The 24,874-nt window shown below is 67.9% G+C and carries 24 protein-coding genes; 9 read left to right on the top strand and 15 right to left on the bottom strand.

The genetic code is table 11. From position 1 onward, the window contains the following. Positions 1-9 precede the first annotated feature (9 nt). Together AC0L6G_RS10520 and AC0L6G_RS10515 are read right to left on the bottom strand one after the other, a co-directional pair. Positions 10-1,182 carry a carboxynorspermidine decarboxylase gene (locus tag AC0L6G_RS10520; RefSeq protein WP_293826908.1) on the bottom strand — a complete coding sequence of 391 codons (1,173 nt, stop codon included), beginning with the start codon at positions 1,180-1,182 and terminating at the stop codon, positions 10-12. A gap of 13 nt (positions 1,183-1,195) precedes the next feature. Further along, positions 1,196-2,401 (bottom strand): saccharopine dehydrogenase family protein, encoded by a 1,206-nt coding sequence (locus AC0L6G_RS10515; protein WP_293826907.1) that lies wholly within the window; start codon positions 2,399-2,401, stop codon positions 1,196-1,198. Positions 2,402-2,804: 403 nt separating this feature from the next. Between AC0L6G_RS10515 and ffh the strand changes: the two genes are divergently transcribed. The 3 genes from ffh (at position 2,805) to rimM (ending at position 5,492) form a co-directional block, all read left to right on the top strand. Then, entirely contained in the window at positions 2,805-4,346 is a 1,542-nt protein-coding gene (gene ffh / locus AC0L6G_RS10510; protein ID WP_473252168.1) for a signal recognition particle protein, read from the top strand. An 18-nt stretch (positions 4,347-4,364) separates the two neighbouring features. Then, positions 4,365-4,892, top strand: coding sequence for a 30S ribosomal protein S16 (gene rpsP / locus AC0L6G_RS10505; RefSeq protein WP_314187653.1), 528 nt, complete (start codon positions 4,365-4,367; stop codon positions 4,890-4,892). A 69-nt stretch (positions 4,893-4,961) separates the two neighbouring features. Then, positions 4,962-5,492, top strand: a complete 531-nt coding sequence (gene rimM / locus AC0L6G_RS10500; protein WP_473252166.1) for a ribosome maturation factor RimM — start codon at positions 4,962-4,964, stop codon at positions 5,490-5,492. A 13-nt stretch (positions 5,493-5,505) separates the two neighbouring features. Here the strand turns inward: rimM and AC0L6G_RS10495 are convergent, their stop codons facing one another. Continuing rightward, a complete protein-coding gene (locus AC0L6G_RS10495) occupies positions 5,506-5,679 on the bottom strand; it encodes a YegP family protein (protein WP_291536967.1) in 174 nt (57 codons plus the stop codon). Between the two features lie 160 nt (positions 5,680-5,839). Between AC0L6G_RS10495 and AC0L6G_RS10490 the strand changes: the two genes are divergently transcribed. After that, on the top strand, positions 5,840-6,541 hold the full coding sequence (locus AC0L6G_RS10490; RefSeq protein ID WP_473252164.1) for a glutathione S-transferase N-terminal domain-containing protein: 702 nt from the start codon (positions 5,840-5,842) through the stop codon (positions 6,539-6,541). 99 nt (positions 6,542-6,640) lie between these two features. Further along, positions 6,641-7,033, top strand: coding sequence for a DUF3597 family protein (locus AC0L6G_RS10485; RefSeq protein WP_473252163.1), 393 nt, complete (start codon positions 6,641-6,643; stop codon positions 7,031-7,033). On the opposite strand, the gene AC0L6G_RS10480 is transcribed toward AC0L6G_RS10485, so the two are convergent. The 7 genes from AC0L6G_RS10480 to phnC all read right to left on the bottom strand — a co-directional run bounded on the left by AC0L6G_RS10480 (position 7,030) and on the right by phnC (position 13,958). Next, positions 7,030-8,259 carry a benzoate/H(+) symporter BenE family transporter gene (locus AC0L6G_RS10480; RefSeq protein ID WP_473252162.1) on the bottom strand — a complete coding sequence of 410 codons (1,230 nt, stop codon included), beginning with the start codon at positions 8,257-8,259 and terminating at the stop codon, positions 7,030-7,032. The two genes, AC0L6G_RS10485 and AC0L6G_RS10480, sit on opposite strands and share 4 nt — an antisense overlap. A gap of 43 nt (positions 8,260-8,302) precedes the next feature. Continuing rightward, the gene (locus tag AC0L6G_RS10475; RefSeq protein ID WP_473253240.1) at positions 8,303-9,100 is read right to left on the bottom strand and encodes an enoyl-ACP reductase FabI; all 798 of its coding nucleotides are present in this window, start codon (positions 9,098-9,100) and stop codon (positions 8,303-8,305) included. A gap of 101 nt (positions 9,101-9,201) precedes the next feature. Continuing rightward, positions 9,202-10,080 carry a UTP--glucose-1-phosphate uridylyltransferase GalU gene (galU, locus tag AC0L6G_RS10470; protein WP_291536963.1) on the bottom strand — a complete coding sequence of 293 codons (879 nt, stop codon included), beginning with the start codon at positions 10,078-10,080 and terminating at the stop codon, positions 9,202-9,204. An 83-nt stretch (positions 10,081-10,163) separates the two neighbouring features. Continuing rightward, positions 10,164-11,225: a substrate-binding domain-containing protein gene (locus AC0L6G_RS10465; RefSeq protein WP_473252161.1), complete on the bottom strand. Its 1,062-nt coding sequence runs from the start codon at positions 11,223-11,225 to the stop codon at positions 10,164-10,166. 104 nt (positions 11,226-11,329) lie between these two features. After that, the gene (gene phnE, locus AC0L6G_RS10460; RefSeq protein ID WP_473252160.1) at positions 11,330-12,139 is read right to left on the bottom strand and encodes a phosphonate ABC transporter, permease protein PhnE; all 810 of its coding nucleotides are present in this window, start codon (positions 12,137-12,139) and stop codon (positions 11,330-11,332) included. Continuing rightward, a complete protein-coding gene (gene phnD / locus AC0L6G_RS10455; RefSeq protein ID WP_473252159.1) occupies positions 12,136-13,152 on the bottom strand; it encodes a phosphate/phosphite/phosphonate ABC transporter substrate-binding protein in 1,017 nt (338 codons plus the stop codon). Before phnD ends, phnE begins: the two co-directional genes overlap by 4 nt. Beyond that, the gene (phnC, locus tag AC0L6G_RS10450) at positions 13,149-13,958 is read right to left on the bottom strand and encodes a phosphonate ABC transporter ATP-binding protein (protein WP_473252158.1); all 810 of its coding nucleotides are present in this window, start codon (positions 13,956-13,958) and stop codon (positions 13,149-13,151) included. Before phnC ends, phnD begins: the two co-directional genes overlap by 4 nt. Before the next feature lie 271 nt (positions 13,959-14,229). Between phnC and AC0L6G_RS10445 the strand changes: the two genes are divergently transcribed. Further along, complete coding sequence (locus AC0L6G_RS10445; RefSeq protein WP_291536957.1) at positions 14,230-15,510, top strand: type III PLP-dependent enzyme; 1,281 nt, start codon at positions 14,230-14,232, stop codon at positions 15,508-15,510. A gap of 212 nt (positions 15,511-15,722) precedes the next feature. Further along, entirely contained in the window at positions 15,723-16,778 is a 1,056-nt protein-coding gene (locus tag AC0L6G_RS10440) for a 1,9-bis(guanidino)-5-aza-nonane synthase (RefSeq protein WP_473252157.1), read from the top strand. An 8-nt stretch (positions 16,779-16,786) separates the two neighbouring features. Here AC0L6G_RS10440 and AC0L6G_RS10435 read toward each other — a convergent pair whose 3' ends face one another. Genes AC0L6G_RS10435 through fsa form a run of 3 tightly spaced genes read right to left on the bottom strand, consistent with a single transcriptional unit; the run spans position 16,787 to position 19,131 of the window. Continuing rightward, positions 16,787-17,746 carry a tyrosine recombinase XerC gene (locus AC0L6G_RS10435; RefSeq protein WP_473252156.1) on the bottom strand — a complete coding sequence of 320 codons (960 nt, stop codon included), beginning with the start codon at positions 17,744-17,746 and terminating at the stop codon, positions 16,787-16,789. Further along, positions 17,728-18,441, bottom strand: a complete 714-nt coding sequence (locus tag AC0L6G_RS10430) for a DUF484 family protein (RefSeq protein ID WP_473253239.1) — start codon at positions 18,439-18,441, stop codon at positions 17,728-17,730. The genes AC0L6G_RS10435 and AC0L6G_RS10430 overlap by 19 nt, the downstream gene beginning before the upstream one ends. A 36-nt stretch (positions 18,442-18,477) precedes the next feature. Continuing rightward, positions 18,478-19,131: a fructose-6-phosphate aldolase gene (gene fsa, locus AC0L6G_RS10425; protein ID WP_473252155.1), complete on the bottom strand. Its 654-nt coding sequence runs from the start codon at positions 19,129-19,131 to the stop codon at positions 18,478-18,480. Positions 19,132-19,161: 30 nt separating this feature from the next. On the opposite strand from fsa, the gene AC0L6G_RS10420 reads away from it, so the two are divergent. Beyond that, complete coding sequence (locus AC0L6G_RS10420; protein ID WP_473252154.1) at positions 19,162-21,324, top strand: primosomal protein N'; 2,163 nt, start codon at positions 19,162-19,164, stop codon at positions 21,322-21,324. A 12-nt stretch (positions 21,325-21,336) separates the two neighbouring features. Here the strand turns inward: AC0L6G_RS10420 and AC0L6G_RS10415 are convergent, their stop codons facing one another. Then, positions 21,337-21,741 carry a Tat pathway signal protein gene (locus AC0L6G_RS10415; RefSeq protein ID WP_473252153.1) on the bottom strand — a complete coding sequence of 135 codons (405 nt, stop codon included), beginning with the start codon at positions 21,739-21,741 and terminating at the stop codon, positions 21,337-21,339. Between the two features lie 37 nt (positions 21,742-21,778). Further along, on the bottom strand, positions 21,779-23,263 hold the full coding sequence (locus tag AC0L6G_RS10410; RefSeq protein WP_473252152.1) for a methyl-accepting chemotaxis protein: 1,485 nt from the start codon (positions 23,261-23,263) through the stop codon (positions 21,779-21,781). A 205-nt stretch (positions 23,264-23,468) separates the two neighbouring features. Here AC0L6G_RS10410 and ahcY point away from each other — a divergent pair, with 205 nt between their 5' ends. After that, positions 23,469-24,860, top strand: coding sequence for an adenosylhomocysteinase (gene ahcY, locus AC0L6G_RS10405; protein WP_473252151.1), 1,392 nt, complete (start codon positions 23,469-23,471; stop codon positions 24,858-24,860). The last annotated feature ends 14 nt before the right edge of the window (positions 24,861-24,874 follow it).

The following is a 24,874-nucleotide window of genomic DNA, read 5'->3' as shown; positions in this document are numbered from 1 at the left end:
GGCCCCTCGTCAGGACAGGCGGTCGCGGAAGGCCGGATAGTCGAAGTCGCGCACCGTCTTCAGCGCATCCGTCTCGCTGTTCCACAGTACGATGGACGGCAGGGGCACGCCGTTGAAGGTGTTGGTCTTGACCATCGAATAATGGGCCTGGTCCAGGAAGGCGATCCGCGTTCCGGGCGCCGGCCGCTGGGCGAAGACATAGTCGCCGATGATGTCCCCGGCCAGGCACGACGGTCCGCCCAGCCGCACCGTCACCCCGTGTTCCGCCTCGCCCAGCAGGGCCGGACGATAGGGCGCCTCGATCACATCGGGCATATGGCAGGTGGCGGAGATGTCGGTGACGCCGATGGGCATGCCGTTGTCGAAGACGTCCAGCACCTCGCCGACCAGGATGCCGGCGTCCAGGGCCGCGGCCTCGCCCGGCTCCAGATAAACCTGAACGCCGTGACGCGCCTGAAGGTCGCGCACGAAGGCGACCAGATCGTCCCGCTGATAATCGGCGCGGGTGATATGGTGGCCGCCGCCCAGGTTCAGCCATTTGATCTCGCCCAGCAGCGGCTGAAGCTTGGGCTCCACCGCCGCCCAGATGCGCGCCAAGGGCTGGAAATCCTGCTCGCACAGGGCGTGGATGTGCAGGCCGTCCACTCCGATCAGATGTTCCGGTTTCAACTGCGATACGGGAAAGCCCAGGCGCGAACAGGGCTGGGCCGGATCGTATTTGGCGACCTCGCCCTCGGAATGTTCGGGGTTCAGCCTGAGGCCGATCTCGAACGCCTCACCCTCGGCGCGGGCCTTGGCGATCAGGTCGGCGAACCGGGCGATCTGGGCTGGGTTGTTGAAGATGACGTGATCGGACAGCCGCAGGATCTCGGGCAGATCCTGCGCCGTATAGGCCGGCGAATAGGTGGTCAGTTCGCCCTGATAGAACTCGCGCGCCAGCCGCGCCTCCCACAGGCCCGAGGCGCAGACCCCGTCGAGATATTCGCCGACCACATTGGCCAGCGACCACATCGAAAACGCCTTCAGCGCCAGAAGCACACGCGCCTCCGCCCCGTCGCGCACGCCCTTCAGCACGGACAGATTGCGACGGATGGCCGCCTCGTCCACCACGAAGGCGGGCGAGGCGACGCGGTTCAGGTCGAAATGCGCAAAGGCGCCCGGATCGCCGGCCTGGGTCTGCATTCAGTCGGTCCGATCAGAAGTCCAGAGGGGCGTCCAGGTCCTGAACCTTCCACGGCAGGCCGTGCTGGTTCAGCATCGCCATGAAGGGGTCGGGATCCAGCTGCTCCATGTTGAACACGCCGTCGCCCCTCCACTGGCCGGTCAGCATCAGGGCCGCGCCGATCATGGCGGGCACGCCGGTGGTGTAGCTGACGGCCTGGTTGCCGGTCTCGGCATAGGCCTCTTCGTGGTCGCAGATGTTGTTGACGTAGACCGTCTTCCTGACCCCGTCCTTCAGGCCGGTGGCGATGACGCCGATATTGGTCTTGCCCTTGGTGATCGGCCCCAGCGAGGCGGGTTCCGGCAGCAGGGCCTTCAGGAACTCGATCGGAACGATCTCGCGACCCTGGAACATCATCGGCTCGATCGAGGTCATGCCGATGTTCTCCAGCACTTCGAGGTGCTTCAAATAGCTGTCGCCGAAGGTCATCCAGAAGCGGATGCGCTTGATCTCGGGATAGAATTTCGCCAGCGATTCCAGTTCCTCATGATACATGAGGTACATGTTCTTCGGACCGACGCCCTCGAAGTCGAAGGTCTGTTTGCGGCTCAGGGCCGGACCCTCGACCCACTGGCCGTTCTCCCAGTGACGCGAGTTCGCCGTCACTTCGCGCAGGTTGATCTCGGGGTTGAAGTTGGTGGCGAAGGGCAGGCCGGTGTCGCCGCCGTTGCAGTCCAGGATGTCCAGCGTTTCGATGGAATCCAGCAGGTGTTTCTTGACGTAGGTGGTGAAGACCGAGGTCACGCCGGGATCGAAGCCCGAACCCAGCAGCGCCATCAGGCCCGCGTCCTTGAAACGGTCCTGATAGGCCCACTGCCACCTGTATTCGAACTTGGCCTCGTCGCGCGGCTCGTAGTTGGCGGTGTCCAGATAATCGACGCCCGCGGCCAGGCAGGCGTCCATGATCGACAGATCCTGATAGGGCAGGGCCAGGTTGACCACCAGCTGGGGCTCGACCCGCTCAATCAGGGCGGTGGTCGCCGCCACGTCGTCGGCGTCGATGGCGGCCGTGTCGATGGCCACGCCGAAGCGCGCCTTCACCGACTCGGCGATGGCGTCGCACTTGGACTTGGTGCGGCTGGCCAGGGTGATTTGCGAGAAGATGTCCGTGTTCATCGCCATCTTGTGGACGGCCACCGAACTGACGCCGCCCGCGCCGATAACCAGCACCTTGCTCATTCGTGCTTCTCCCGAAGTCAAAAACCCTGGCGACAGCGCCGCCCCTATAAAGGGCGCGGCTCTTAGCACGATGATGACGATCCGCTAAATGCCTTCGAACGCCAGCCTTATGCCGCGCCTTATATGTCGATTGCTTGCTGCGGTTGCCTTGCCGCCGGTTTTCCTTCATAAGCCGCCGCTTCCGACGCAAGTGAACCTCGCGTCTCCACCCACACGACAGCTCTTTTTGTCGTGCTACCGCGCTCCGCGCTGCTTGAGCACGGCCCGTTCGGGCTCAAGCAGGCCGCAAGGCCGATAGCCCGCTATAAAGAGAACGAGGTGGGCGAGAACCCTCCGCCGACGTGATCGTCGCCGGGGGCCGTTGTCGTATGGAGCCGTTTCACCCGTCGATATGAGGTAGTGAATGTTCGAGGCTCTGAACGAGCGGCTGACAGGCGTCTTCGACCGGATCACCGGGCGCGGCGCCCTGTCCGAAAAGGATGTGGCCGAGGCGATGCGCGAAGTGCGCGTGGCCTTGCTGGAGGCCGATGTCGCCCTGCCGGTCGTCAAGGACTTCATCGCCTTCGCCACCGAGCGCGCCACCGGCGAAGAGGTCATCCGTTCGGTCAAGCCGGCCGACCAGGTGGTCAAGATCGTCTATGACGGCCTGATCGAGATGTTGGGCGGCGAAGAGCCGGTCCCGCTGAACACCAACGCCAATCCGCCCGCCGTTGTGCTGATGGCCGGCCTGCAGGGCTCGGGCAAGACCACGACCGCGGCCAAGCTGGCGCTGCGCCTGACCAAGTTCGATCGCAAGAAGGTCATGATGGCCTCGCTGGACACGCGTCGTCCGGCCGCGATGGAGCAGTTGGCGACCCTGGGCAAGCAGATCGAGGTCGCGACCCTGCCGATCGTGGCCGGCGAAAGCGCGGTCCAGATCACCCGCCGGGCGCTGCAATCGGCCAAGCTGCAGGGTTTCGACGTCCTGATTCTGGACACCGCCGGCCGCATCACCCTGGACGAGGGGCTGATGAACGAGGTGGCCGAGGTCGCCGAGATTTCCAAGCCGGTCGAGACCCTGCTGGTCGCCGACAGCCTGACCGGCCAGGACGCGGTCCGCACCGCCAAGGCCTTCCATGAGCGCCTGCCCCTGACCGGCCTGGTCCTGACCCGCGCCGACGGCGATGGGCGCGGCGGCGCCATGCTGTCGATGCGGGCCGTCACCGGCCTGCCGATCAAATATCTGGGCGCCGGCGAAAAGGTCGATGCGCTGGACGTGTTCGACGCCCGCCGCGTCGCCGGCCGCATCCTGGGCCAGGGCGACATCGTCGCCCTGGTGGAAAAGGCCAGCCAGGACCTGGACCAAGCCAAGGCCGAGAAGATGGCCCGCAAGCTGGCCAAGGGTCAGTTCGACCTGGACGACCTGGCGGCCCAGCTTCAACAGATGAAGCGGATGGGCGGGCTTCAGGGCATCATGGGCATGCTGCCCGGCGTGGCCAAGATGAAGGGCCAGATGGCCGAAAGCGGCATCGACGACCGCATGATCCTGCGCCAGGAAGCCATCATCTCTTCGATGACCAAGGCCGAGCGCAAGAAGCCCGACCTGCTGAACGCCAGCCGCAAGAAGCGCATCGCCGCCGGCGCCGGCGTCGATGTGCAGGACGTGAACCGGGTTCTGAAACAGCACCGCCAGATGGCCGATGTGGTCAAGTCGATGGCGCGCGGCGGACCCAAGAAGATGCAGCAGATGGCCGCCATGCTCGGCGGTCTCGGCGGCGGCGGAATGCCCGGCATGGGCGGCGCCGACCTGAACCGATTGAAGGCCCTGGGCGGCGGCAAGATGCCCGAACCCAGCGCCGATGAATTGAAGGCCGTGCAGGACCGCTTGGCGGGTCTGGGCGGCGGTCAACTCCCGAACCTGCCGGGCGACCTTCCGGGGCTGCCGGGTTTCCCCAAGAAGAAATAATATAGAAAGAGATTGAAAATGCTGAAGATTCGTCTGGCCCGCGGCGGCGCCAAGAAGCGCCCCTACTACCACATCGTCGTCGCCGACTCGCACTCGCCCCGCGACGGCAAGTTCATCGAGAAGGTCGGCAGCTACAACCCGATGCTGCCCAAGGACGGCGCCCAGCCCCGCGTCGCCCTGAAGGTCGAGCGTATCGCCGAATGGCTTGGCAAGGGCGCCCAGCCGACCGACCGCGTCGCTCGCTTCCTGTCGCAGGACGAGACCCTGGGCGCCAAGGTGAAGTGGACGCAAGGCCAGAACCCCAACAAGGCCCAGCCGGGCAAGAAGGCGCAGGAACGCGCCGCCGAGCGCGCCCAGCGCGAAGCCGACCGCCTGGAAGCCGAAGCCGCCGCCAAGGCCGAGGCCGCTGAGGCCGCCGCTGCCGCCAAGGCCGAAGCCGAAGCCGCCGCGGCCGCCCCGGCCGCCGAAGAAACGCCGGCTGCGGAAGCCGCCGCCGAAGACGCCCCGGCCGCCGAGGAAGCGACCGAGGAAAAGGCTGAAGGCTGAGCCTTTCGCCTCGTCGATGATCAGGGCGGCGTCTTTCGGCGCCGCCTTTTTCATGCGCTAAGGATCGACATGACCCAGGACAGCAGCAGACTCATCCTCGTCGGCCAGGTCGGCGGCGGTTTCGGGGTTCGGGGGGAGGTGCGGGTCACGGCCTTCACCGCCGATCCCTTGGCCCTGACTGCCTATGGGCCGCTGCTGCGCGCCGACGGAACCGTGGCCCTGACCCTGACCTCGACCCGGCCCGACAAGAACGGCGTCGTCGGTCGGGCCAAGGAGATCGCCACCAAGGAACAGGCCGACGCCCTGCGCGGCCTGAAGCTTCACGTCCCCCGCGACCGCTTCCCCGAACCGGACGAGGACGAATTCTACCTGGCCGATCTGATCGGCGTGGAGGTCCGCGACATGGCCGGCGCCGTCCTGGGCGCGGTCAAGTCGGTCCAGAACTTCGGCGCCGACGACATGCTGGAGATCGCCCCGGCGACGGGCGGCCCGACCTGGTACCTGCCCTTCACCAAGGCGGCGACGCCCGAACTGCATCTGGCCGACGGCTGGCTGGTCGCCGTGCCGCCGATCGAGGTGGGCGAGCGCGAACCCGACTAGGGGCGTCGCCCCCCTATGCGTCTTCGACGGGCGCGTCGCCGACGTGCTTCTTGATCGATTCGATCGCCCGCTTGGCGCCCGACTTGTCGGAATACCCTTCGGTCGAGAAGATGACCTCGGCGTTGTATTTGAAGCGGACTCGGTATTCGCCGGCCTTGTCCTGATAGACTTCGAACTTGTGCGCCATCGGGCGTCTCCCTTGATGCGACCGATCGGCGGTCACGGCCAAGCTTGGCGCCAGGACGTGTTCGGTTCCAGACACAAGCTTGCGATCAACCGCGCCTGGGGCGGTTGCCAAATGGCGGCGTCCTCCCGACATGTGGGCCTAACCGCCGGAGGCCCGCCCAATGACCGACCTGTCCGCCTTCCCCATCACCCGCCGCTGGCCGGCGCGGCATCCGGACCGGATCCAGCTCTATTCCCTGCCGACGCCCAACGGGGTGAAGGTCTCGATCATGCTGGAAGAGATCGGCCTGCCGTACGAGCCGCACCTGGTCGACATCATGGCCAACGAGACCTGGGGGCCGGAGTTCCTGTCGCTGAACCCCAACGGCAAGATTCCCGCCATCATCGATCCGAACGGGCCGGGAGGCAGGCCGCTGGGCCTGTTCGAATCCGGCGCCATCCTGATCTATCTGGCGGAAAAGACCGGCCAGCTGCTCTCGGCCGATCCGGCGACCCGCTACGAGACGATCCAGTGGGTCATGTTCCAGATGGGCGCCATAGGCCCGATGTTCGGCCAACTGGGCTTCTTCCACCGCTTCGCCGGCAAGGATTACGAGGACAAGCGTCCGCGCGACCGCTACGTCGCCGAAAGCCGCCGCCTGCTGGGCGTGCTGGAGACGCGGTTGAAGGACCGGGACTGGATAGTGGACGACTACTCCATCGCCGATGTCGCTGCGCTGGGTTGGGTGCGCAATCTGATCGGCTTTTACGAAGCGGGCGAGATCGTGGGCTTTTCCGACTTCCCCCGCGTCGCCGCCTGGCTGGAGCGGGGGCTGGCCCGGCCGGCCGTGCAGCGCGGCCTGGAAATCCCGGCCAGAAGCTGAGGGCGCCGAACCCGGACGCCGGGGCGGAAGCTTTGCGGCGTCACTGAACCGTCGCGGCCTCTGGGCATTATCGAAACGCATCAACAGGAGCGCGAACTCATGGGTATCTTCTCTTCGATCTGGAACAGGATCACGGGCCACAAGCCCAAGCCGGCCCCGCAACAGACGCCCGCCGCCGGCGCCCCGCCCGTTCCCGGCGCCGCGCCCACCGCCGCCCCCGCCCCCACGCTGGCGCCTGTCGATGTCGAAGCGGTGCTCAGCGATCTGGCGGCGTCCAAGGGCGGCGGCGGCAATTGGCGCACCTCCATCGTCGACCTGCTGAAGCTGCTGGACCTGGATTCCAGCCTGTCGGCGCGCAAGGAACTGGCCGAGGAGCTGAACGTCCACGCCGGCGAGCACGGCTCGGCCGAACAGAACATCGCCCTGTCCAAGGCCGTCTGGCGGAAGCTCGCCGAAAACGGCGGCCAGGTGCCGGCGTCGCTGCGCGACTAAGATCGCGTTCGGGCGATAGGCCGGACAGGATGAACGCTGGGTCGGGCCTTCGGTCTGATCCAGCGTTTCGCCATCAGGGCCGCAAAGCCCACGATCAGCCCCCAGAAGGCCGATCCCACGCCGAACAGGGCCAAGCCCGATCCCGTGGCGGCGAAGGTCAGCACCGCCGCCTCTCGTTCGCCCCTGTCGCTCAGCATGGTCTCCAGCGCCCCTGACAGAGGCGCGACCAGGGCCAGGCCGGTGATGATGGCCAGGATGGCGGACGGCATGGCGATGAACAGTCCGACCAGGGGGGCGGCGAACAGGGCGACCGCCAGATAGAAGACCCCATAGATGACGCCCACGACCCATCGCCGATCCGCATCGGGATGGGCGTCCGGCCCGGTGCACAGGGCGGCGGTGATGGCGGCCAGATTGACCCCGTGCGCTCCGAACGGCGCCGCCGCCAGACTGGCCAGGCCCGTCGCCAGGATCAGCCGGTCGGCCGGCGGGGCGTAGCCTGCGGCCTTCAGCACCACCAATCCGGGAAGATTCTGGGAAGCCAGCGTAACCAGGAAAAGCGGCAGACCCAGGCTGATCGCCGCCTTCCAGTCGAAGGTCGGCGTGACGGGCGCCAGCGTCCCGAACAGGCCCGTGCTTGCGGGCAGTTCCACTCGGCCCGTCAGGGCCAGGATCGTGAAGGCTGCGGCCAGCACCGCAGGCAGGGCCCAGGCCGGCCATAGCCGCCGCATGACGAGAAACACGCCGAGCAGGGCGACAGCCAGGGTCAGCGCCTCGGGCGCCGCCTTGAACAGACGCAGGACGAAGGGCAGCAGAACCCCCGCCAGCATGGCCGAGGCGATGGCGGGGGGTATCCTCTGGGCCAATCGACCCAGGACCGGCAGAAGGCCCGTCAGGATCATCAGCACGGCCGCGACGACGAAGGCGCCCACCGCATTGGCCCAGCCCAGCCCCAGAGCCGATGCGGCCAGAAGCGCTGCGCCCGGCGTGGACCAGGCCAGGACCACAGGCGTTTTCAGCGCCAAGCTCAGCCCCATGCCCGTCAGGCCGATGCCCAGGCAGAGCGCCGTCACCATGGAGACGATCTGGACCGGCGCGGCGCCCAGGGCCTGTCCCGCCTGGACCACCAGAGCCACCGTGCCTCCGAACCCGACGACGGTCGCCACGGCGGCGGACGAAAAGACGGACGGGGGCAGGGCGCGTGCGGAAAAGGCCGGAGCAGTCATGCCCCGGCCTTAAATCGTCGTCGTGAAACCCGGAAGAGCCGGATCAGCCCTCGATGTCTTCCGGCAGGCCCACGGCGTGGAAGCCTGCGTCGACGTGAACCACTTCGCCGGTGGTCGAACGCCCCAGGTCGGAACACAGCCACAGGGCCGCCCCGGCGACGCCCTCCATCGAGGTCTCCTCCTTGATGAGGGAGAACTGGGCCGACTTGGAATGCAGGCCCCGCCCGCCCGAGATGCCGGCCAGCGACAGGGTGCGCATGGCTCCGGCCGAGATGGCGTTGACGCGGATGTTCTTCGGCCCCAGGTCGCGCGCGATATAGCGGGTCGCGGCTTCCAGCGCGGCCTTGGCCACGCCCATGGTGTTGTAGTTCGGAATGACCCGCTCGGACCCCAGATAGGTCAGGGTGATCATCGAACCCCCGTTCGGCATCAGCTTGGCCGAGCGGCGCGCCACGTCCACGAAGCTGAAGGCCGAAATGTTCATGGCCAGCAGGAAGCCGTCGCGCGTGGTGTTGTCGACGAAGCTGTCTTTCAATTCGTCCTTGTTGGCGAAGGCGACCGAGTGGACCACGAAGTCGATGGTTCCGAATTCCTTCTCCAGCTCGGCGAAAGCCTTGTCCATGGAGGCGTCGTCGGCGACGTCGGCTTGGATCAGCAGTCTGGCGCCCACGCTTTCGGCCAGCGGGCGCACACGGCGCTCCAGCCCCTCGCCCAGATAGGTGAAGGCCAGTTCGGCGCCCTGGGCTGCCAATTGCGAGGCGATGCCCCAGGCGATGGAGGAAGCGTTGGCCACCCCCATGATCAGGCCCTTCTTGCCCTTCATGAGTTCGCCGGTCGGCATGTCCCAGCCCTCGGAAGCGGCCATGGTTCGTCTCCTGATGATGTGCGCGGAGGGTTAGCAGGGGGCGCGGCGAACCGGAACCCCCGCCGCATTGCCCAAGGTCAAAGCAGCGCCGAAACCGCCGTGCGCGCCGCCTCGCCCAGGTCGGGGCGTTTCAGGGCCAGGGCGACGTTGGCGCGCAGCAGCCCGATCTTGTCGCCGCAGTCGTGGGTCACGCCGGCGTATTCGACGGCGGTGAAGGCCTGATGCGCCATCAGCCGGGCCATGGCGTCGGTCAGCTGGATTTCGTTGCCGGCCCCCCGCTCCTGGGTCGCCAGGAGGTCGAAGATTTCCGGCTGAAGGATGTAGCGGCCCGCGATCGACAGGTTGGACGGGGCGGTGCCGGGGGCGGGTTTTTCGACCATCCCCTTCATGGTGATGCGGTTTCCGTCGCGGGCGGCCGGATCGACGATGCCGTATTTGTGGGCCTGTTCGATATCGACCGATTCCACCCCGATCAGATTTCCGCCGGTCTCCGCGTAGACCTCGACCAGTTGTTTCAGGGCGCCGGGCTGACCGTCCACGATGACGTCCGGCAGGATGACGGCGAAGGGCTCGTGGCCGACGATGTCGCGCGCGCACCAGACGGCGTGGCCCAGGCCCTTGGGCTGCATCTGACGGGTGAAGCTCATCTCCCCGGCCGAGGCCAGTTCGGCGTTCATCATCTCCAGGATTTCGGTCTTGCCCTTGGCCTGGAGCTGGGCCTCCAGCTCGATCTGGTGATCGAAATAGTCCTCGATGGCGCCCTTGGAGCGGCCGGTGACGAAGACGATGTGCTCGATCCCCGCCTCGCGCGCCTCTTCGACGATATAGGACAGGATCGGCCGGTCGACGACGTTCAGCAGCTCCTTGGGCGTCGTCTTGGTGCCGGGGAGAACGCGGGTGCCGAGGCCCGCGACGGGCAGTACGGCCTTGCGCAGGCGCGCGGGCGTGGAGGTCATCGATGTTTCCTGACAGCTATGCCGCCCCTTCTAGCCGGTGCGGTCCGGCGAAAGAAAGGGGCGGGAGAACTGTCGGTTCCGTCCTAACGGGCGGGGCGCGACATCGGGGTCATGGCGGCGATGACGGCGCGCTGGGCCTGAAGCTGATCCTCCGGCAGCGGGATCAGGCCGCGGTCGGCCAGATAGCCGCCCTTGCCGGCGGCGCCTTCCGACAGGAACTCCTGCACGAACTGCTGCAGGCCCGGAATGACGCCGATGTGGGCCTTCTTCACATAGATGTAGAGGCTGCGCGACAGCGGATAGGCGCCGCTGGCGATGGTGTCGGCGGTCGGGGGGACGCCGTCGATGGTTTCGGCCTTCACCGTATCGAGGTTCTGCTCCAGGAAGGAATAGCCGAACACGCCCAGCGAGCCCGGCGTGCGGGTCAGGGTCTGGACGATGGCGTTGTCGTTCTCGCCCGAGTCGATCCAGGCGCCGTCCTCGCGCAGGGTGTGGGCGGTGGCCTCGAAACGGTCCTCGTCGCCCTCGATGGCCTTGACCGCGGGCACCAGCTTGGCGCCCGGCGTCATGCCCAGTTCCAAGAAGGCGTCGCGCGTGCCCGAGGTGGGCGGCGGGCCATAGACCTGGATGCGCTGGTTCGGCAGGCCGGAGTTGACCTGGTTCCAGGTCTTGGCGGGGTTGGCGATGAAGGTCCCGTCGGGACCAGGCACTTCCTTGGCCAGGCCTTCGTAGAGATCGTTCAGTTCGAAGTTGAAGCCATTGCCGTTGCGGGCGGTGGCGATGACGATGCCGTCGAAGCCGATCTTGATCTCGACGATCTCGGTGACGCCGTTCTTGGCGCACAGGTCGAATTCGGACGCCTTCATCTGGCGCGAAGCGTTGGCGATGTCCGGGGTGTTGGGGCCGACGCCCTGGCAGAAGGCCTGGATGCCGCCGCCGGTGCCCAGCGATTCGACGCGCGGGGCGCCGCCGCCCGACGTGCGGGCGAAGGTTTCGGCGACGCGCGTGGCGAACGGGAAGACGGTGGACGATCCCGCCGCCCAGATGCCCGCGCGCGCGCCGGACGACGATCCGCCGCCGTCGCCGCAGGCCGCCAGGGCCAGAAGGGCGGCGGCCGAAGCCGCCAGTTTCAGTATGCGGATCATCCTGAGCTCTCCCTGAGTATCGATTTCGCGATGCTTAGAGCAGAGGATTGTGACAGTCCGACGAAGAGACGGGCGCGGCGTTTTCTCGTCCGATCAGAACGCCGTCACAGCAGACGGCGGCGCATGACCTGTGACAGGGTGTCTATCAGGGTCACGGCGACCACGACGACGATGACGATGGCTGAGACGGCGCGGAAGTCGAAGGCGTTCATGCTGTCGAACAGCACCTGGCCGATGCCGCCGGCGCCGATCAGACCCAGCACCGTCGCCGAACGACTGTTGGATTCGAAGCGGTAGAGGGCGAACGAGGTCCACAGCGGCGCCACCTGCGGCAGGACGCCCCAGACGATCTCGTGCAGCTTGCCGGCGCCGGTGGCGCGCACGCCTTCGACCGGCCCCTTGTCGATGGACTCCACGGCCTCCGAGAACAGTTTGGCCAGCACGCCGGCGGTGTTCAGGGTGATGGCCAGGACGCCGGCCAGCGGCCCCAGGCCCACGGCGGTCACGAACAGCAGGCCGATCACCAGGTCCGGCACCGAACGCAGCAGGTTCATGATCCAGCGCACCGGCGTCACGATCCAGACGGGGGCGATGTTGCGCGCCGCCGCCAGACCCAGCGGAATGCCCAGGATCACGGCCAGGAATGTGCCCCACAGGGCGATCTGGATCGTCTCCCACATCTTGGCGACGAACATCCTCCAGTCGGAGAAGTCGGGCCGCATCAGGTCGTGGACGAACAGTTGGGTGCTGTCGTTGCCGGCGAACAGGCGCGAGATGTTGCCCAGGTCCACCGCGTCGATGCTGTAGAGCAGGGCGGCCGCGACGCCGCCCCACACCAGGATGTCGGCGACCCAGGCCAGGGTCGATTTCTTCGGCGCCGCCGGAATGGCGACGGGCGTCACGGCTGCGGTCAAGGCCGAACCTCGCGCAGGCTGCGCAGGCGTTGAAGCTCGCGCTCGGCGGCGGCGGCCCCGGCCGTGTCGCCCTTTGCGCGGGCCTCGCCCAGCTTCTGATCGGCGATCATCTCGCGCACCGGGTCCAGATAGCTGTCGTCGGCGGCGGCGAAGCGCGAATACTCCAGGTCCGCCAGAATCTTGCGCTGGCGCTCGGCCTCGGCGCCCTCGCCCTGGCCGTAGGTCAGGAAGAAACTGCGGATCTTTTCCTTCAAGGCGGGATCCAGGTCCTCGCGCACGACGATGCCGCTTTCGGGAATGGGGGGCGAGGTCCAGATGTCCTCGATCTGGCCGGCCAGCTGCGGATTCTCCTTGCGCATGAACAGGGTGTTGACGCTGTTGGAGGTGGCCACGTCGATCACGCCCGTCGCCACGCCGAAGGCGTTGGCCTGGTGATTGGCCGAGCGCACGGTCTTGAAGCACTGGGCCGGCACCACGCCGCGCGGATTGAACAGGAAGGTCAGCGGCGCCAGGGTGCCCGAGGTCGACTGTGCGTCGCCGATGCCGAAATTGTACTGCTTGCCGCAGGCCAGAACCTTATCCAGGGTGATGCCCGAACCCTTCTTGACGATCAGGGTCGACTGATAGCTGTCCAGCCCCTCGCGGTTGACGGTGCGGGCGATGACCTCGGCCTTGGCGCGGTCGATGGCCTCGACCTCGGGCTTGGCCGAGAACCAGCCGACTTGGGTGTGGTTGCCGCGCATGGCCTCGACCAGAACCGTGTAGTTCGAGCCGAAATAGGGTTTCACCGGCACGCCGATGGCCTTGGACATGTCGTCCAGCAGCGGCTGCCACAGCGGGCCGGCCGAAGCCTGGCCTTCCGCCGACAGGATGGAGAAGGTGATCTCGCCAGGCGCGCCGTCAGCGGCCTGCTTGTCCTCGCCGCCGCCGCAGGCGGCCAGGCCCAGGATCATCGCGGCCGCGCCGGCCGCCGCGAACAGGCGGCGAGCGGCGGCATTACGGAACAGGCTCATGCCTTGGTCTCCCAGAACGCATCCTCGAATTCGGGACCGTAGATTTCGATCAGGCGCTTTTGGTCCAGCGCCGTGGAGGGGCCGTCGTAGACGATCCTGCCGCCCTGGAGCGCGATGACCCGGTCGCAATAGCGGATGGCGTAATCGACCTGGTGCAGTGTGACGATCACCCCCATGCCGTCGCGCTTGTTCAACTCGACCAGCAGCTCCATCACCTTGCGGGCGGACACCGGGTCCAGGGAGGCGACAGGTTCGTCGGCCAGGATGGCCTTGGCGCCCTGGACGATGGCGCGGGCGATGGCGCCGCGCTGCTGCTGGCCGCCCGACAGGGTGTTGGCGCGCTGGGCGGCGTAGTCGGAGACGCCGACGCGGTGCAGGGCCGCCATGGCCTTGTCTTTGTCGGCCTGGGGCCACAGGCCCAGCAGCCCCTGCCACGACGGCAGGCGGCCCAGCGCCCCCAGCATGACGTTGGAGAACAGGCTCAGGCGGCCGACCAGGTTGAACTGCTGGAAGATCATGCCCAGCTTGCCGCGCGCCCTGCGCACCGCGCCGGTCATGCGGCCGTCCTTCTGCACGGTCTCGCCGAAGACCTGGATGGTTCCCTTGCCGGGGTCGATGGACTGAAGCCCGGTGATGGAGCGCAGCAGCGTGGACTTGCCGGACCCCGAGGGACCGATCAGGGCGACCATCTCGCCCGAGGCGACCGAAATCGAGACGCCATCCAGCGCCTTTCGCGATCCGAAGGTCTTCGACACGTCACGCGCCAGGACTAGCCCGGGGGCGACGGCGGCTGCGGAGGAACTCATGAACTCGCTAGGAGGCTGTGGCGAAGGGGCGCCGCATGACGCGACGAAGGCGTTTGGGCAAGTCCTAATCGCACGGCGGGCGCAATCTCGTCCAGTGCGTCGCTTCGTGCACGGGGCGACACGCAGCCCGAATGCGTGCCCCGCCACGAAATTACCACTTTACATGACGGTGCGAAGTCCCCATATCGCGCCTTCCGGCGGACCCCGTGGTCTAACCGTTAAGCGCTGCTAACGCCGGTCTGGGTTAACAATTGGCAGGGGGTTACGTGAATTGCGCACGTACCAGTTTCCCCTGGACCTGGTCCGTGAGCGGTCCCCTGAGCGTCCCGTCGCCCTCGTGCGGCCGCGTTCGGTTTCCGTAGCGGCGCGCTGGTTCCAGGATAATCTAAAGGCCGACGTCTTCTATGCTGTGAAGGCCAACCCTTCGCGCTGGGTCATCGAGACCTTGGTCGAGGCCGGGGTTCGCGCCTTCGACGTCGCCTCCATCGCCGAGATCGAACTGGTGCGTTCGGTCAGCCATGACGTGCGCTTGGCCTTCATGCATCCGGTCAAGAGCCGCTCTGCGATCGCCAAGGCCTATTTCGATCACGGCGTCCGCACCTTCTCGCTGGATTGCGTGGAAGAGCTGAACAAGATTCTCGACGCCACTGGCGGCGCCGACGACCTGAACCTGATCGTGCGCATGGCCGTCTCGGCCGATGGCGCGGCCTATACGCTTTCGGGCAAGTTCGGCGTGTCGTCGGACCAGGCCCCGGCCCTGCTGCTGGCCACGCGCCAGGCGGTCAAGGACGGGCTGATGGGCGTCAGCTTCCATGTCGGTTCGCAATGCATGCGCCCCACCGCCTATCAGGCGGCGATGGCCCAGGTCGGCCGTTCGATCAGCCGCGCCGGCGTGATCGTGGACATCGTCGACGTCGGCGGCGGCTTCCCCTCGGTCTATCCGGGCATGGTTCCGCCGGACATGAGCGAATACGCCGACGCCATCCATCGCGGCTTCAACGAGATGCCGGTGTCGGAGACGACCGAGCTGTGGTGCGAGCCCGGCCGGGCGCTGGTCGCCGAATCCTCGTCGATCCTGGCTCGCGTCGATCTGCGCAAGGGCGACGCCCTGTATCTGAACGACGGGTCTTACGGCTCGCTGTTCGACGCGACCCATTCGCGCTGGCCCTTCCCGACCAAGCTGGTGCGGCCAGAAAGCGTAAATGGGGGCGAAAGCGCAGGCGAGTTGAAGGCCTTCCAGTTCTACGGTCCGACCTGCGATTCCATCGACCACATGCCGGGCCCGTTCTGGCTGCCGGCCGATGTGCGCGAAGGCGATTTCATCGAGATCGGGATGCTGGGGGCTTACGGCGTGGCTATGTCGACGGGCTTCAACGGCTATGGCGAACACGACATCGCCGCGGTCGAGGACGCCCCGATGGCTTCGCTGTACGGCCTGGCCCCGCGCTCCATCCCCACGGTCCGCACCACGGCGGAAGAGAACGCCCGAAAGGTCGTCCGCCTGTCGCGCCCCAAGGGCAAGGCCGGCCAGCGCAAGTCGCGCCGGAAGTAGGTCGCTCCAACTCTAGCCGTCATCCTCATGCATGACCCGAGGATCGGGTCGTGCGCGACTCCCTTGCGGGATGGTCGTGGCGGCGCGTCTGGCCCTCGGATCAAGTCCGAGGGTGACGGCTGGGTGTTGGAAGTCTATCGGTCCTGTCGGTCGCTCCGTCCCGGCAGGTCTGCTTGTTCGACGGGCGCTCAAATCACAGGGAAACCGCCGAAATGAACGCACCCGTCTCGTCCAACCATAAGGCCCAGCTGCTGCAAAATGTCGTCGAGCACGTCGACATCACCCGCTTCGACGCGCGCCCGATCATCGACTCGATGCGCAAGATGTCTTTCTCGTCGCGCGACACCGCCCGCGCCGCCGACATCTTCTCCATGGCCATCGAGGACAAGGACTGTTCGCCCTGGCTGATCCTGGCCGGCTCGACCTCGGCGGGCGGCTGCATGCACGTCTATCGCGACATGGTGAAGTTCGGCATGGTCGACGCCGTGGTCGCCACTGGCGCCTCCATCGTCGACATGGATTTCTTCGAGGCCCTGGGCTTCAGACACTATCAGGCCGCCGGCCAGGTGGACGACAACGTTCTGCGCGACAACTACATCGACCGAATCTACGACACCTATATCGACGAGGAAGAGCTTCAGGCCTGCGATCACACCATTCTGGAGATCGCCAACCGGCTGGAGCCGCGCGGCTATTCCAGCCGCGAGTTCATCTGGGAAATGGGCAAATGGCTGTCCGAGGGCAACGCCAAGAAGCCCGGCTCGCTGATCCAGACCGCCTATGAAGAGGGCGTGCCGATCTTCTGCCCGGCCTTTGTCGATTCCTCGGCCGGCTTCGGTCTGGTCAAGCACCAGAAGGAACGGGCGGCGGCGGGCCAGCCCTATCTGATGCTGGACGCCATCGCCGACTTCCGCGAACTGACCGACATCAAGATCGCGGCAGGCGTGACGGGCCTGTTCATGGTCGGCGGCGGCGTGCCCAAGAACTTCGCCCAGGACACCGTCGTCTGCGCCGAAATCCTGGGCGTCGAGGCCGAAATGCACCGCTATGCCGTCCAGATCACCGTCGCCGACGTGCGCGACGGCGCCTGCTCGTCCTCGACGCTGAAGGAGGCGGCGTCGTGGGGCAAGGTCCAGACCACCCACGAACAGATGGTCTTCGCCGAGGCCACCACCGTCGTGCCCCTGATCGGCTCCGACGCCTATCACCGCGGCGCCTGGAAGGCCCGAGACAAGCGCCGCTGGAACAAGCTGTTCGGCAAGGGCTGACGCGCGCTTCAGGCCCGAGGATGGGCCGCCGCATAGGCGTTCAGCAGCCTGTCCGCATCGACGCCGGTGTATTTCTGGGTCGTGGACAGGCTGGCGTGGCCCAGCAGTTCCTGGATCGACCGCAGGTCGGCTCCGGCGCCCAGCAGATGGGTCGCGAAACTGTGGCGCAGGGCGTGGGGCGTGGTGCGTTCGGGCAGGCCCAGCCGTCCGCGCAGCCGCTGGACCGAAGCCTGGACGTGGCGGGGGCTCAGAGGGCCGCCGCGCCGTGCGCGGAACAGGGCGTCGGCGGGCTGGAGCGGGAAGGGCTGGAGCGCCAGATAAGCGTCCACCGCCTGTCGCACGGCGGGCAGGACTGGAACGATGCGGGTTTTTGCCCCCTTGCCGACGATGCGCAGCGTCTCGCCGAACGGAGCCTCAGCGCGCGTCAGGGACAAACCTTCGGAAATCCGCAGGCCGCAGCCGTAGAGCAGGGTCAGGACGGCGCGGTCGCGCGCCGCCTCCCACGGTGCGGCGTCGGGATCGGCGTCGGGTTCGGCCAGCAGGCCGCGCGCCTGATCCTCGGTCACGGGGCGGGGCAGGGACGGCTTGGCCTTGGGACCGCGCACCAGGGCCAGCTGGGGCGCCGGCGTGTCCAGTCGCCGGTCCAGAAAGGCGTGAAAACCGCGTATGGCCGACAGGGTCTGGCTGAGCGAGCGGGCCGCCAGCGGGTGGTCGCCCGCCTCCTTTGAGCCTTGGCGGCGCTCGGCCATATGGGCGCGCACCTCGGCGGCGGCGACGGTTCCCAGGTCGGCCAGCGACAGGGCCTCGCCGCGATGCCGCTCCAGGAAGGCGACATAGAGCCGGCCGATATGGCCGTAGGCCTCCAGGGTGCGCGGCGACAGCCGACGCTCATGCGCCAGATGATCCAGCCAGGCGCGCAGGGCGTCGGCGGCTGTCATGGGCGCCGCAGTCAGTTCAGGACCGGCCATCGCTCGGCCATCCGTTCGACCACCCGCGCCAGGAAGGCCGCCAGTTCGCAGCCCATCGTGGGGGTGAACCCTTCGGGTTCGGGCGAGCCGAAGGCGCAGATGCAGGGACGCGGCGGGGCGCCCGGAGTCAGATGCGGGGCCATGCGGATCAGGGCGATGGACTTCACCTGATCCTCGGCCGCGCCGAAGAAGTTGAGGCCGGCGATCATCGGTCCCAGCCAGGTCAGGCCGTGCTCGCCCAGCAGATTGTCCACGTCGCCTTCCTCCAGCGCGCGCCAGCCGAAGGGCACGCCGCCAGGCTTTTCCAGGGCGATGGCGGCGCCGGCCAGGCCGAAGCGGCCTTGCGCCGCGCCGTCCAGGCGCCGCGCCAGGTCGGAGTGGTTGCGCGCCTCCATCAGGTCCAGGGTCGCGACATGGGTCTGGGTCTGGGCGGCGAAGTTGGCGCGGGCGATCATCTCGATCTCGCGCCGGGCGCCGGCCTCGCGTTCGGCGACGGCTTCCAGCCGCGTCAGGGCGGCGGCGCCGAAGTCGACCACATTGCGCCCGTGCGGCCGCAGCCCGATTTCTTCCAGCAGGGATCGGTCGTCCAGCAGGGTCTGGGCATGGGTCTGCAGCCAGCCGCGCACCTCGGGCCAATGCAGCCCGTCGCCGATATGCGGGGTTGCGTCCGTTTCCGACGTTTCGAAAAGGTCCAATGAGCCGCTCAACAGACCTCTCCGGAACGTGCGATGCTATAGAATAGACTGGCCGGTCTTGGCCCAGTCCGCCACGAAGGCATCAAGCCCCTTGTCGGTTAACGGGTGGTTCACCAGGGCCTTGAAGGTGTCCGCGCCGAAGGTGGCGGCGTCCGATCCGGCGACGGCGGCGGCGGCGACGTGGGCCACGTTGCGCAGGGACGCGGCCAGGATATGGGTCTCGAAACCATGCACGTCATACAGGACGCGGATTTCCTCCAGCAGACCCACGCCGTCGGCGCCATTATCCTCCAGCCGGCCGACGAAGGGCGAGACAAAGGTGGCGCCGGCCTTGGCGGCCAGCAACGCCTGGGCGGCCGAGAAGCACAGGGTGACGTTGGTCTTGACGCCCTTGTCGGAGAAGACCCGGCAGGCGCGCAGCCCGTCCCAGGTCAGGGGCAGTTTCACGACCACGTTCGGGGCGATGGCGGCCAGCTTGTCGCCCTCCTTGAGCATGGTCTCGAAATCGAGCGAGACGGCCTCGGCCGAGATCGGCCCCTCGACCAGGGCGCAGATTTCGGCGATGACCTCGGCGATGTTCCGGCCCGACTTGGCGATCAGCGACGGATTGGTGGTGACGCCGTCCACCATGCCGGTGGGGACCAGGTCCTGGATGACGGCGACGTCTGCGGTATCGAGAAAGAGTTTCATGGGCGGCTTCATAGCCGAGGGCGAAGTTCGGTGAAAGTCGCCTCGGTCCTCATTCCCCTGCCGGTGCCGGAAGCCTTCGACTACGCGGTTCCCGAGGCGCTGACCTTGACGCGCGGCGATCAGGTCGCCGTGCCCCTGGGGCCGCGCCTGATGCGGGGCGTGGTGTCGGAGGTGTTCGAGACGACGGGCTCGAACCGGCGGCTGAAGGCGGTGGAGGCGCTGCTGGACGATCCGGCCCTGCCGGCCGGGGTGATGGATTTCGTGGAATGGGCCGGGCGCTGGACCCTGTCGGCCCCGGGCGAAATGGCGGCGACGGCGCTGAAGGGCTTGCGCGCGCCGCGTCCGCGGCCCGAACGGCGGGTGAGGCGGGTCGGGGAGCGGACGCCGGCGCGGGCCACGCCGGCGCGGACGGGGGTGCTGGAGGCGCTGGGCGAGCGGGCGATGACGGCGGCCGATCTGGCGCGGGCGGCGGGCGTATCGTCCGGCGTGGTCAAGGGGCTGATTGACGAGGACGTGCTGGAGGTCGTCGAGATCGCGGCCGAGGCCGCTTTCGACCGGCCCGATCCTGCCCATGCGCCGGCGTCCCTGAACGGGGATCAGGCGGCGGCGGCGGCGGCGATGGCGGACGGCGCGATCGGCGGCGGTTTCCGCCCCTTCCTGCTGGACGGGGTGACGGGATCGGGCAAGACCGAGGCCTATCTGGAGGCCATCGCGCGGGTGCTGCGCGCCGATCCGGCGGCCCAGATCCTGATCCTGCTGCCCGAGATCGCCCTGACCCAGGCCCTGATCGAGCGGATCGCGGTCCGGTTCGGCGCGGCCCCGGCCGAATGGCATTCCGGCGTCGCCCCGCCGCGCCGTCGCCAGGTGTGGGAGGCGGTGATCGCCGGCCGCTGCAACATCGTGGTCGGCGCGCGCTCGGCCCTGTTCCTGCCCTTCGTCGACCTGCGCCTGATCGTGGTGGACGAGGAGCACGACGGCTCGTTCAAACAGGAAGAAGGGCTGGTCTATCACGGCCGCGACCTGGCGGTCGCGCGGGCGCGGATCGAGGGGGCGGCGGTGGTCCTGGCCTCGGCGACGCCGTCGCTGGAGACGCTGTGGAACGCTCAGGGCGGGCGCTACGACTGGCTGAAGCTGGGGGCGCGGCACGGGACGGCGGTCCTGCCCGACATCGACCTGATCGACCTGCGTCAAAATCCGCCCGATCCGCAGACCTGGCTGTCCCAGCCTCTGCGTCTGGCCATCGGCGAGACCTTGCTGCGCGGCGAACAGACGCTGCTGTTCCTGAACCGGCGCGGCTATGCGCCCGTCGTCCTGTGCCGCGCCTGCGGGCATCGGCTGACGGCGCCGGACACCGACAGCTGGCTGGTCGAGCATCGCTACACCGGCCGCCTGGTCTGCCACCTGACCGGCTTCTCGATACCGCGCCCGAGACTGTGCCCGTCGTGCGGGGCCGAGGATTCGCTTGTCTCGGTCGGGCCGGGGGTCGAGCGGGTCGAGGAGGAGGTGCGCCAGCTGTTCCCCCAGGCGCGCACGGCGGTCTTCAGCTCCGACACCGCACCCGACGCCCGCTCTGCACGCGCCCTGATCCAGCGAATGACGGACGGGGAGATCGACATTCTGGTGGCCACCCAGGCGGCGGCCAAGGGGCACAACTTCCCGCGCCTGACGCTGGTCGGGGTGGTGGATGCGGACCTGGGGCTTCGCGGCGGGGACCTGAGGGCGGCCGAGCGGACCTATCAGCTGCTGGCCCAGGCGACGGGGCGGGCGGGGCGGGCGGACCGGCCGGGCCGGGCCCTGCTGCAGACCTGGACCCCCGAACATCCGGTGCTGCAAGCCCTGGCGGCGGGCGACCGCGACGCCTTCGTCGAGGCCGAGATGGCCGAGCGGGAGGCGGCGTCCCTGCCGCCCTATGGCCGGCTGGCCGCGATCATCCTGTCAAGCGAGAATGCGGCCGCCGTGGAGAAGACCGCCGCCGACCTGGCCCAGGCCATTCCCAACGCCGAGCGGCTGGAGGTATACGGCCCCGCCGACGCGCCCCTGGCCCTGGTCCGGGGTCGACGCCGGAAGCGGCTGCTGGTCCGGGCGGACCGCGACGTGAACATCCAGGCCTTCCTGCGCGCCTGGCTGCAACGGGTGAAGGTTCCGGGGTCGGTGCGGCTGACCGTCGACGTGGACCCCTATTCCTTCCTCTAAGGACGGCCCGGTTCAGACCGCCATCACCGTGCCCAGCAGCACGCGGACCCCGGGTCGGCCCAGGGCCGTATTGGTGGCGGCCTGGAGTTCGGCGGCCAGGCGGTCGATGTCGGGCACGGCGCCGGGACGAAGCCCCGCGCCGAAACGCTGGGCCACGGTGTTGTAGGCGGCGCGCAGGCGCGGCGCCGACTGCTGGGCGCGGGCGCGAAGGGCGGCGTCGGGCACGTCCACCCCGGTCTCGATCGACAGCACCCCCCGACGGCCGTCGGCGTGGAGGATGGAGGCGGTGATGATCGGCAGACGGAAATAGGTGTCCGCCGAGGCCGCGCCGCCGCCCGACGAGGCGCGGGCGGCGGGGGCGGTCGTCGCGGCCGCCGTCGCGGCGACGGCCAGTCCGAGTAGGGCGCGGCGTTCCATGCGATGTCCTTTAGGCTGCGACCGCTTTGGGAAAGCTTCACGCCGCATGGCGGGCGGCCTGTTCGGCCAGGGAGGCGTCGGCGTCGAAGCGGAAGCCGGCGATCTGGCGGGCCAGGACCTCGGCCTCGTTGGCCAACTGGCGGCTGGCGGCGGTGGCTTGTTCGGTCATGGCGGCGTTCTGCTGGGTGATCTCGTCCAACTGGCCCAGCGCCCGGCGCACCTCGGCCAGACGGTCGGCTTGATGGCGCGAGGCCGAGGCCATGCCGCCGGCCAAGTCGTCGACCGCCGCGACCCGCTCGCCGATGCTGTGCAGGGCCTGGCCGGCCCGTTCGACCAGTTCGACGCCGCGCGCAACCTGGGCGGCCGAGGTGGCGATCAGGGTGCGGATCTCGCCGGACGCCTCGGCCGACCGCTGGGCCAGGGCGCGAACCTCGGCGGCGACCACGGCGAAGCCGCGGCCGGCGTCGCCGGCGCGGGCCGCCTCGACCCCCGCGTTCAGGGCCAGGAGATTGGTCTGGAAGGCGATCTCGTCGATCAGGGAGGTGAAGCGGGCGATCTCGACGGAGGAGTCGCGAATGGCGGTCATGGCCTCGGTGGTCTCGTCCACCACCGCCTCGCCATGTTCGACGTCGCGGCGGACCGAGACGACGGCCTGGGCGGTGTTCTGGGCGCCCTTGGCGGCCTGTTCGACCCCGGCGGCGATCTCCTCGGCGGTGGCGGCGGTGCGTTCCAGCCCGGCCGCCTGACGTTCGGTGCGCACGGCCAGGTCGTCCGAGGCGATGGCCAGTTCGCCCGAGCCGGTCCTGACCGCCTCGGCGCTGTCGGCCACGGCGCCGAAGGCCTGGCGCAGGCTGGCGGCGGCGGCGTTGAAGTCGGCTTTCAGCGTCTCGTATTCGGGGGGGAAGTCCGCCTGGATCGACACGCCCAGATCGCCCTGGGCCAGGGTCTTCAGCGCCTGGCCCAGGGCCGCGACCACCTGTTCCTGGCGGTCGTCCGCCTCGGCCTTGGCGGCGGCGGCCTGATCGCGCTCGGCTTCCAGGGTCTCCAGATAGATGGAGATGGCCAGGTCCATGTCCAGCAGGGCGCGCTGGCTCAGTTCGGCCAGGGCCTGACCCGTCCGGCGGTCGTGGGCGGCGCCGGCGAACGCCTTGCGCGGCCGCGTCGCCACCGCCTTGATCAGTTCGCCTAGCAGGACGCCATAGGCGCCGATATACCAGCGCGGCTCCAGGCCGATACGGGCGTGGGTGCGGCCGATGGCGGCGACCGCGCGGCCGTAGTCCTCGTCGGTCCGGCCATCGATGATGGCGTCCCAGTGGCCGATCTGGGCGGACTTGGCGCGGCCCATGTGGGTCTCGTCCTGGAAGAAGCGCCGGGTCTCGGGCGTGGCGCGGATGCGGTCGTAGAAGGCGTCCAGGGCGCCGGGCGCGGCGGCCCGCAGGATGTCCTGCATGGCCAGATAGTCGGGCGAGGGATGGGACAGGCCGGCGAAGTCGGTCCGCTGCTGGATCGCGGCGTCGGGCATGGTCCTGAACTCCAAATCTGGCCGGACGCCCCTGTCGCGGCGATATCCCCTTAACCAATGGGGGTTTTGCGGACGTTAACGCACCGCTTCCATTGGTGGCGGATCGCATAAGGATATCTTTATACGATCATTGCCCCCGCGCCGCTGTCGGGCTATGAGGCGCCAAATCCCTGTTTCGGCCCACGACAGGCCAGGAGCCCGAGCCATGACCGACTATATCGTCCGCGACATTTCCCTGGCCGCCTGGGGCGACAAGGAAATCGCCATCGCCGAGACCGAGATGCCGGGCCTGATGGCGCTGCGCGACGAGTTCGGCGCCAGCCAGCCGCTGAAGGGCGCCCGCATCGCCGGTTCGCTGCACATGACCATCCAGACGGCGGTCCTGATCCAGACGCTGGAAGCCCTGGGCGCCGAGGTGCGCTGGGCGTCCTGCAACATCTTCTCGACCCAGGATCACGCCGCCGCCGCCATCGCCGCCTCGGGCACCCCGGTCTTCGCCACCAAGGGCGAGACGCTGGTCGAATACTGGGACTACGCCCACAAGATCTTCGAATGGGCCGACGGGGGCTATCCGAACCTGATCCTGGACGACGGCGGCGACGCCACCTTGCTGACCGTGCTGGGCCCCAAGGCCGAGAAGGACATTTCGGTCATCTCCAACCCGCAGAACGAGGAGGAGGAGGCCCTCTTCGCCGTGATGAAGCGGTATCTGAAGGAGAAGCCCGGCTTCTATTCGGCCATCCGCGACGCCATCGGCGGCGTGTCGGAAGAGACGACCACGGGCGTCCACCGCCTGTACCAGATGGCCGAAAAGGGCGAGCTGCCCTTCCCCGCCATCAACGTCAACGACAGCGTCACCAAGTCCAAGTTCGACAATCTGTACGGCTGTCGCGAATCGCTGGTCGACGCCATCCGTCGCGGCACCGACGTCATGCTGTCGGGCAAGGTCGCCGTGGTCTGCGGCTATGGCGACGTGGGCAAGGGTTCGGCCGCGAGCTTGCGCCAGGGCGGCGCCCGCGTGATCGTGACCGAGATCGACCCGATCTGCGCGCTTCAGGCCGCGATGGAAGGCTATGAGGTCCAGACGCTGGACGACGCCGCCGAGCGCGCCGACATCTATGTGACGACGACCGGCAACAAGGACGTCATCACCGTCGAGCACATGCGCCGGATGAAGAACAACGCCATCGTCTGCAACATCGGCCACTTCGACAGCGAGATCCAGGTCGCGGGCCTGAAGAACTTCAAGTGGGACGAGATCAAGCCGCAGGTCCACCACGTCGAGTTCCCGGACGGCAAGAAGATCATCCTGCTGTCGGAAGGCCGTCTGGTGAACCTGGGCAACGCCACGGGCCACCCCAGCTTCGTGATGTCGGCCAGCTTCACCAACCAGACCCTGGCCCAGATCGAACTGTGGACCAACGCCGACAAGTACGAGAACAAGGTCTACACCCTGCCCAAGCACCTGGACGAGAAGGTCGCCTTCCTGCATTTAGCCAAGCTGGGCGCCAAGCTGACGAAGCTGACCAAGGACCAGGCGGACTATATCAATGTGCCGGTCGAAGGCCCGTTCAAGGCGGATCACTACCGTTACTGAGCCCCCGCCTAAGC

The organism is Brevundimonas sp. D3-1P (assembly GCF_055809335.1).
This window is presented reverse-complemented; position numbering and strand designations above follow the sequence as displayed.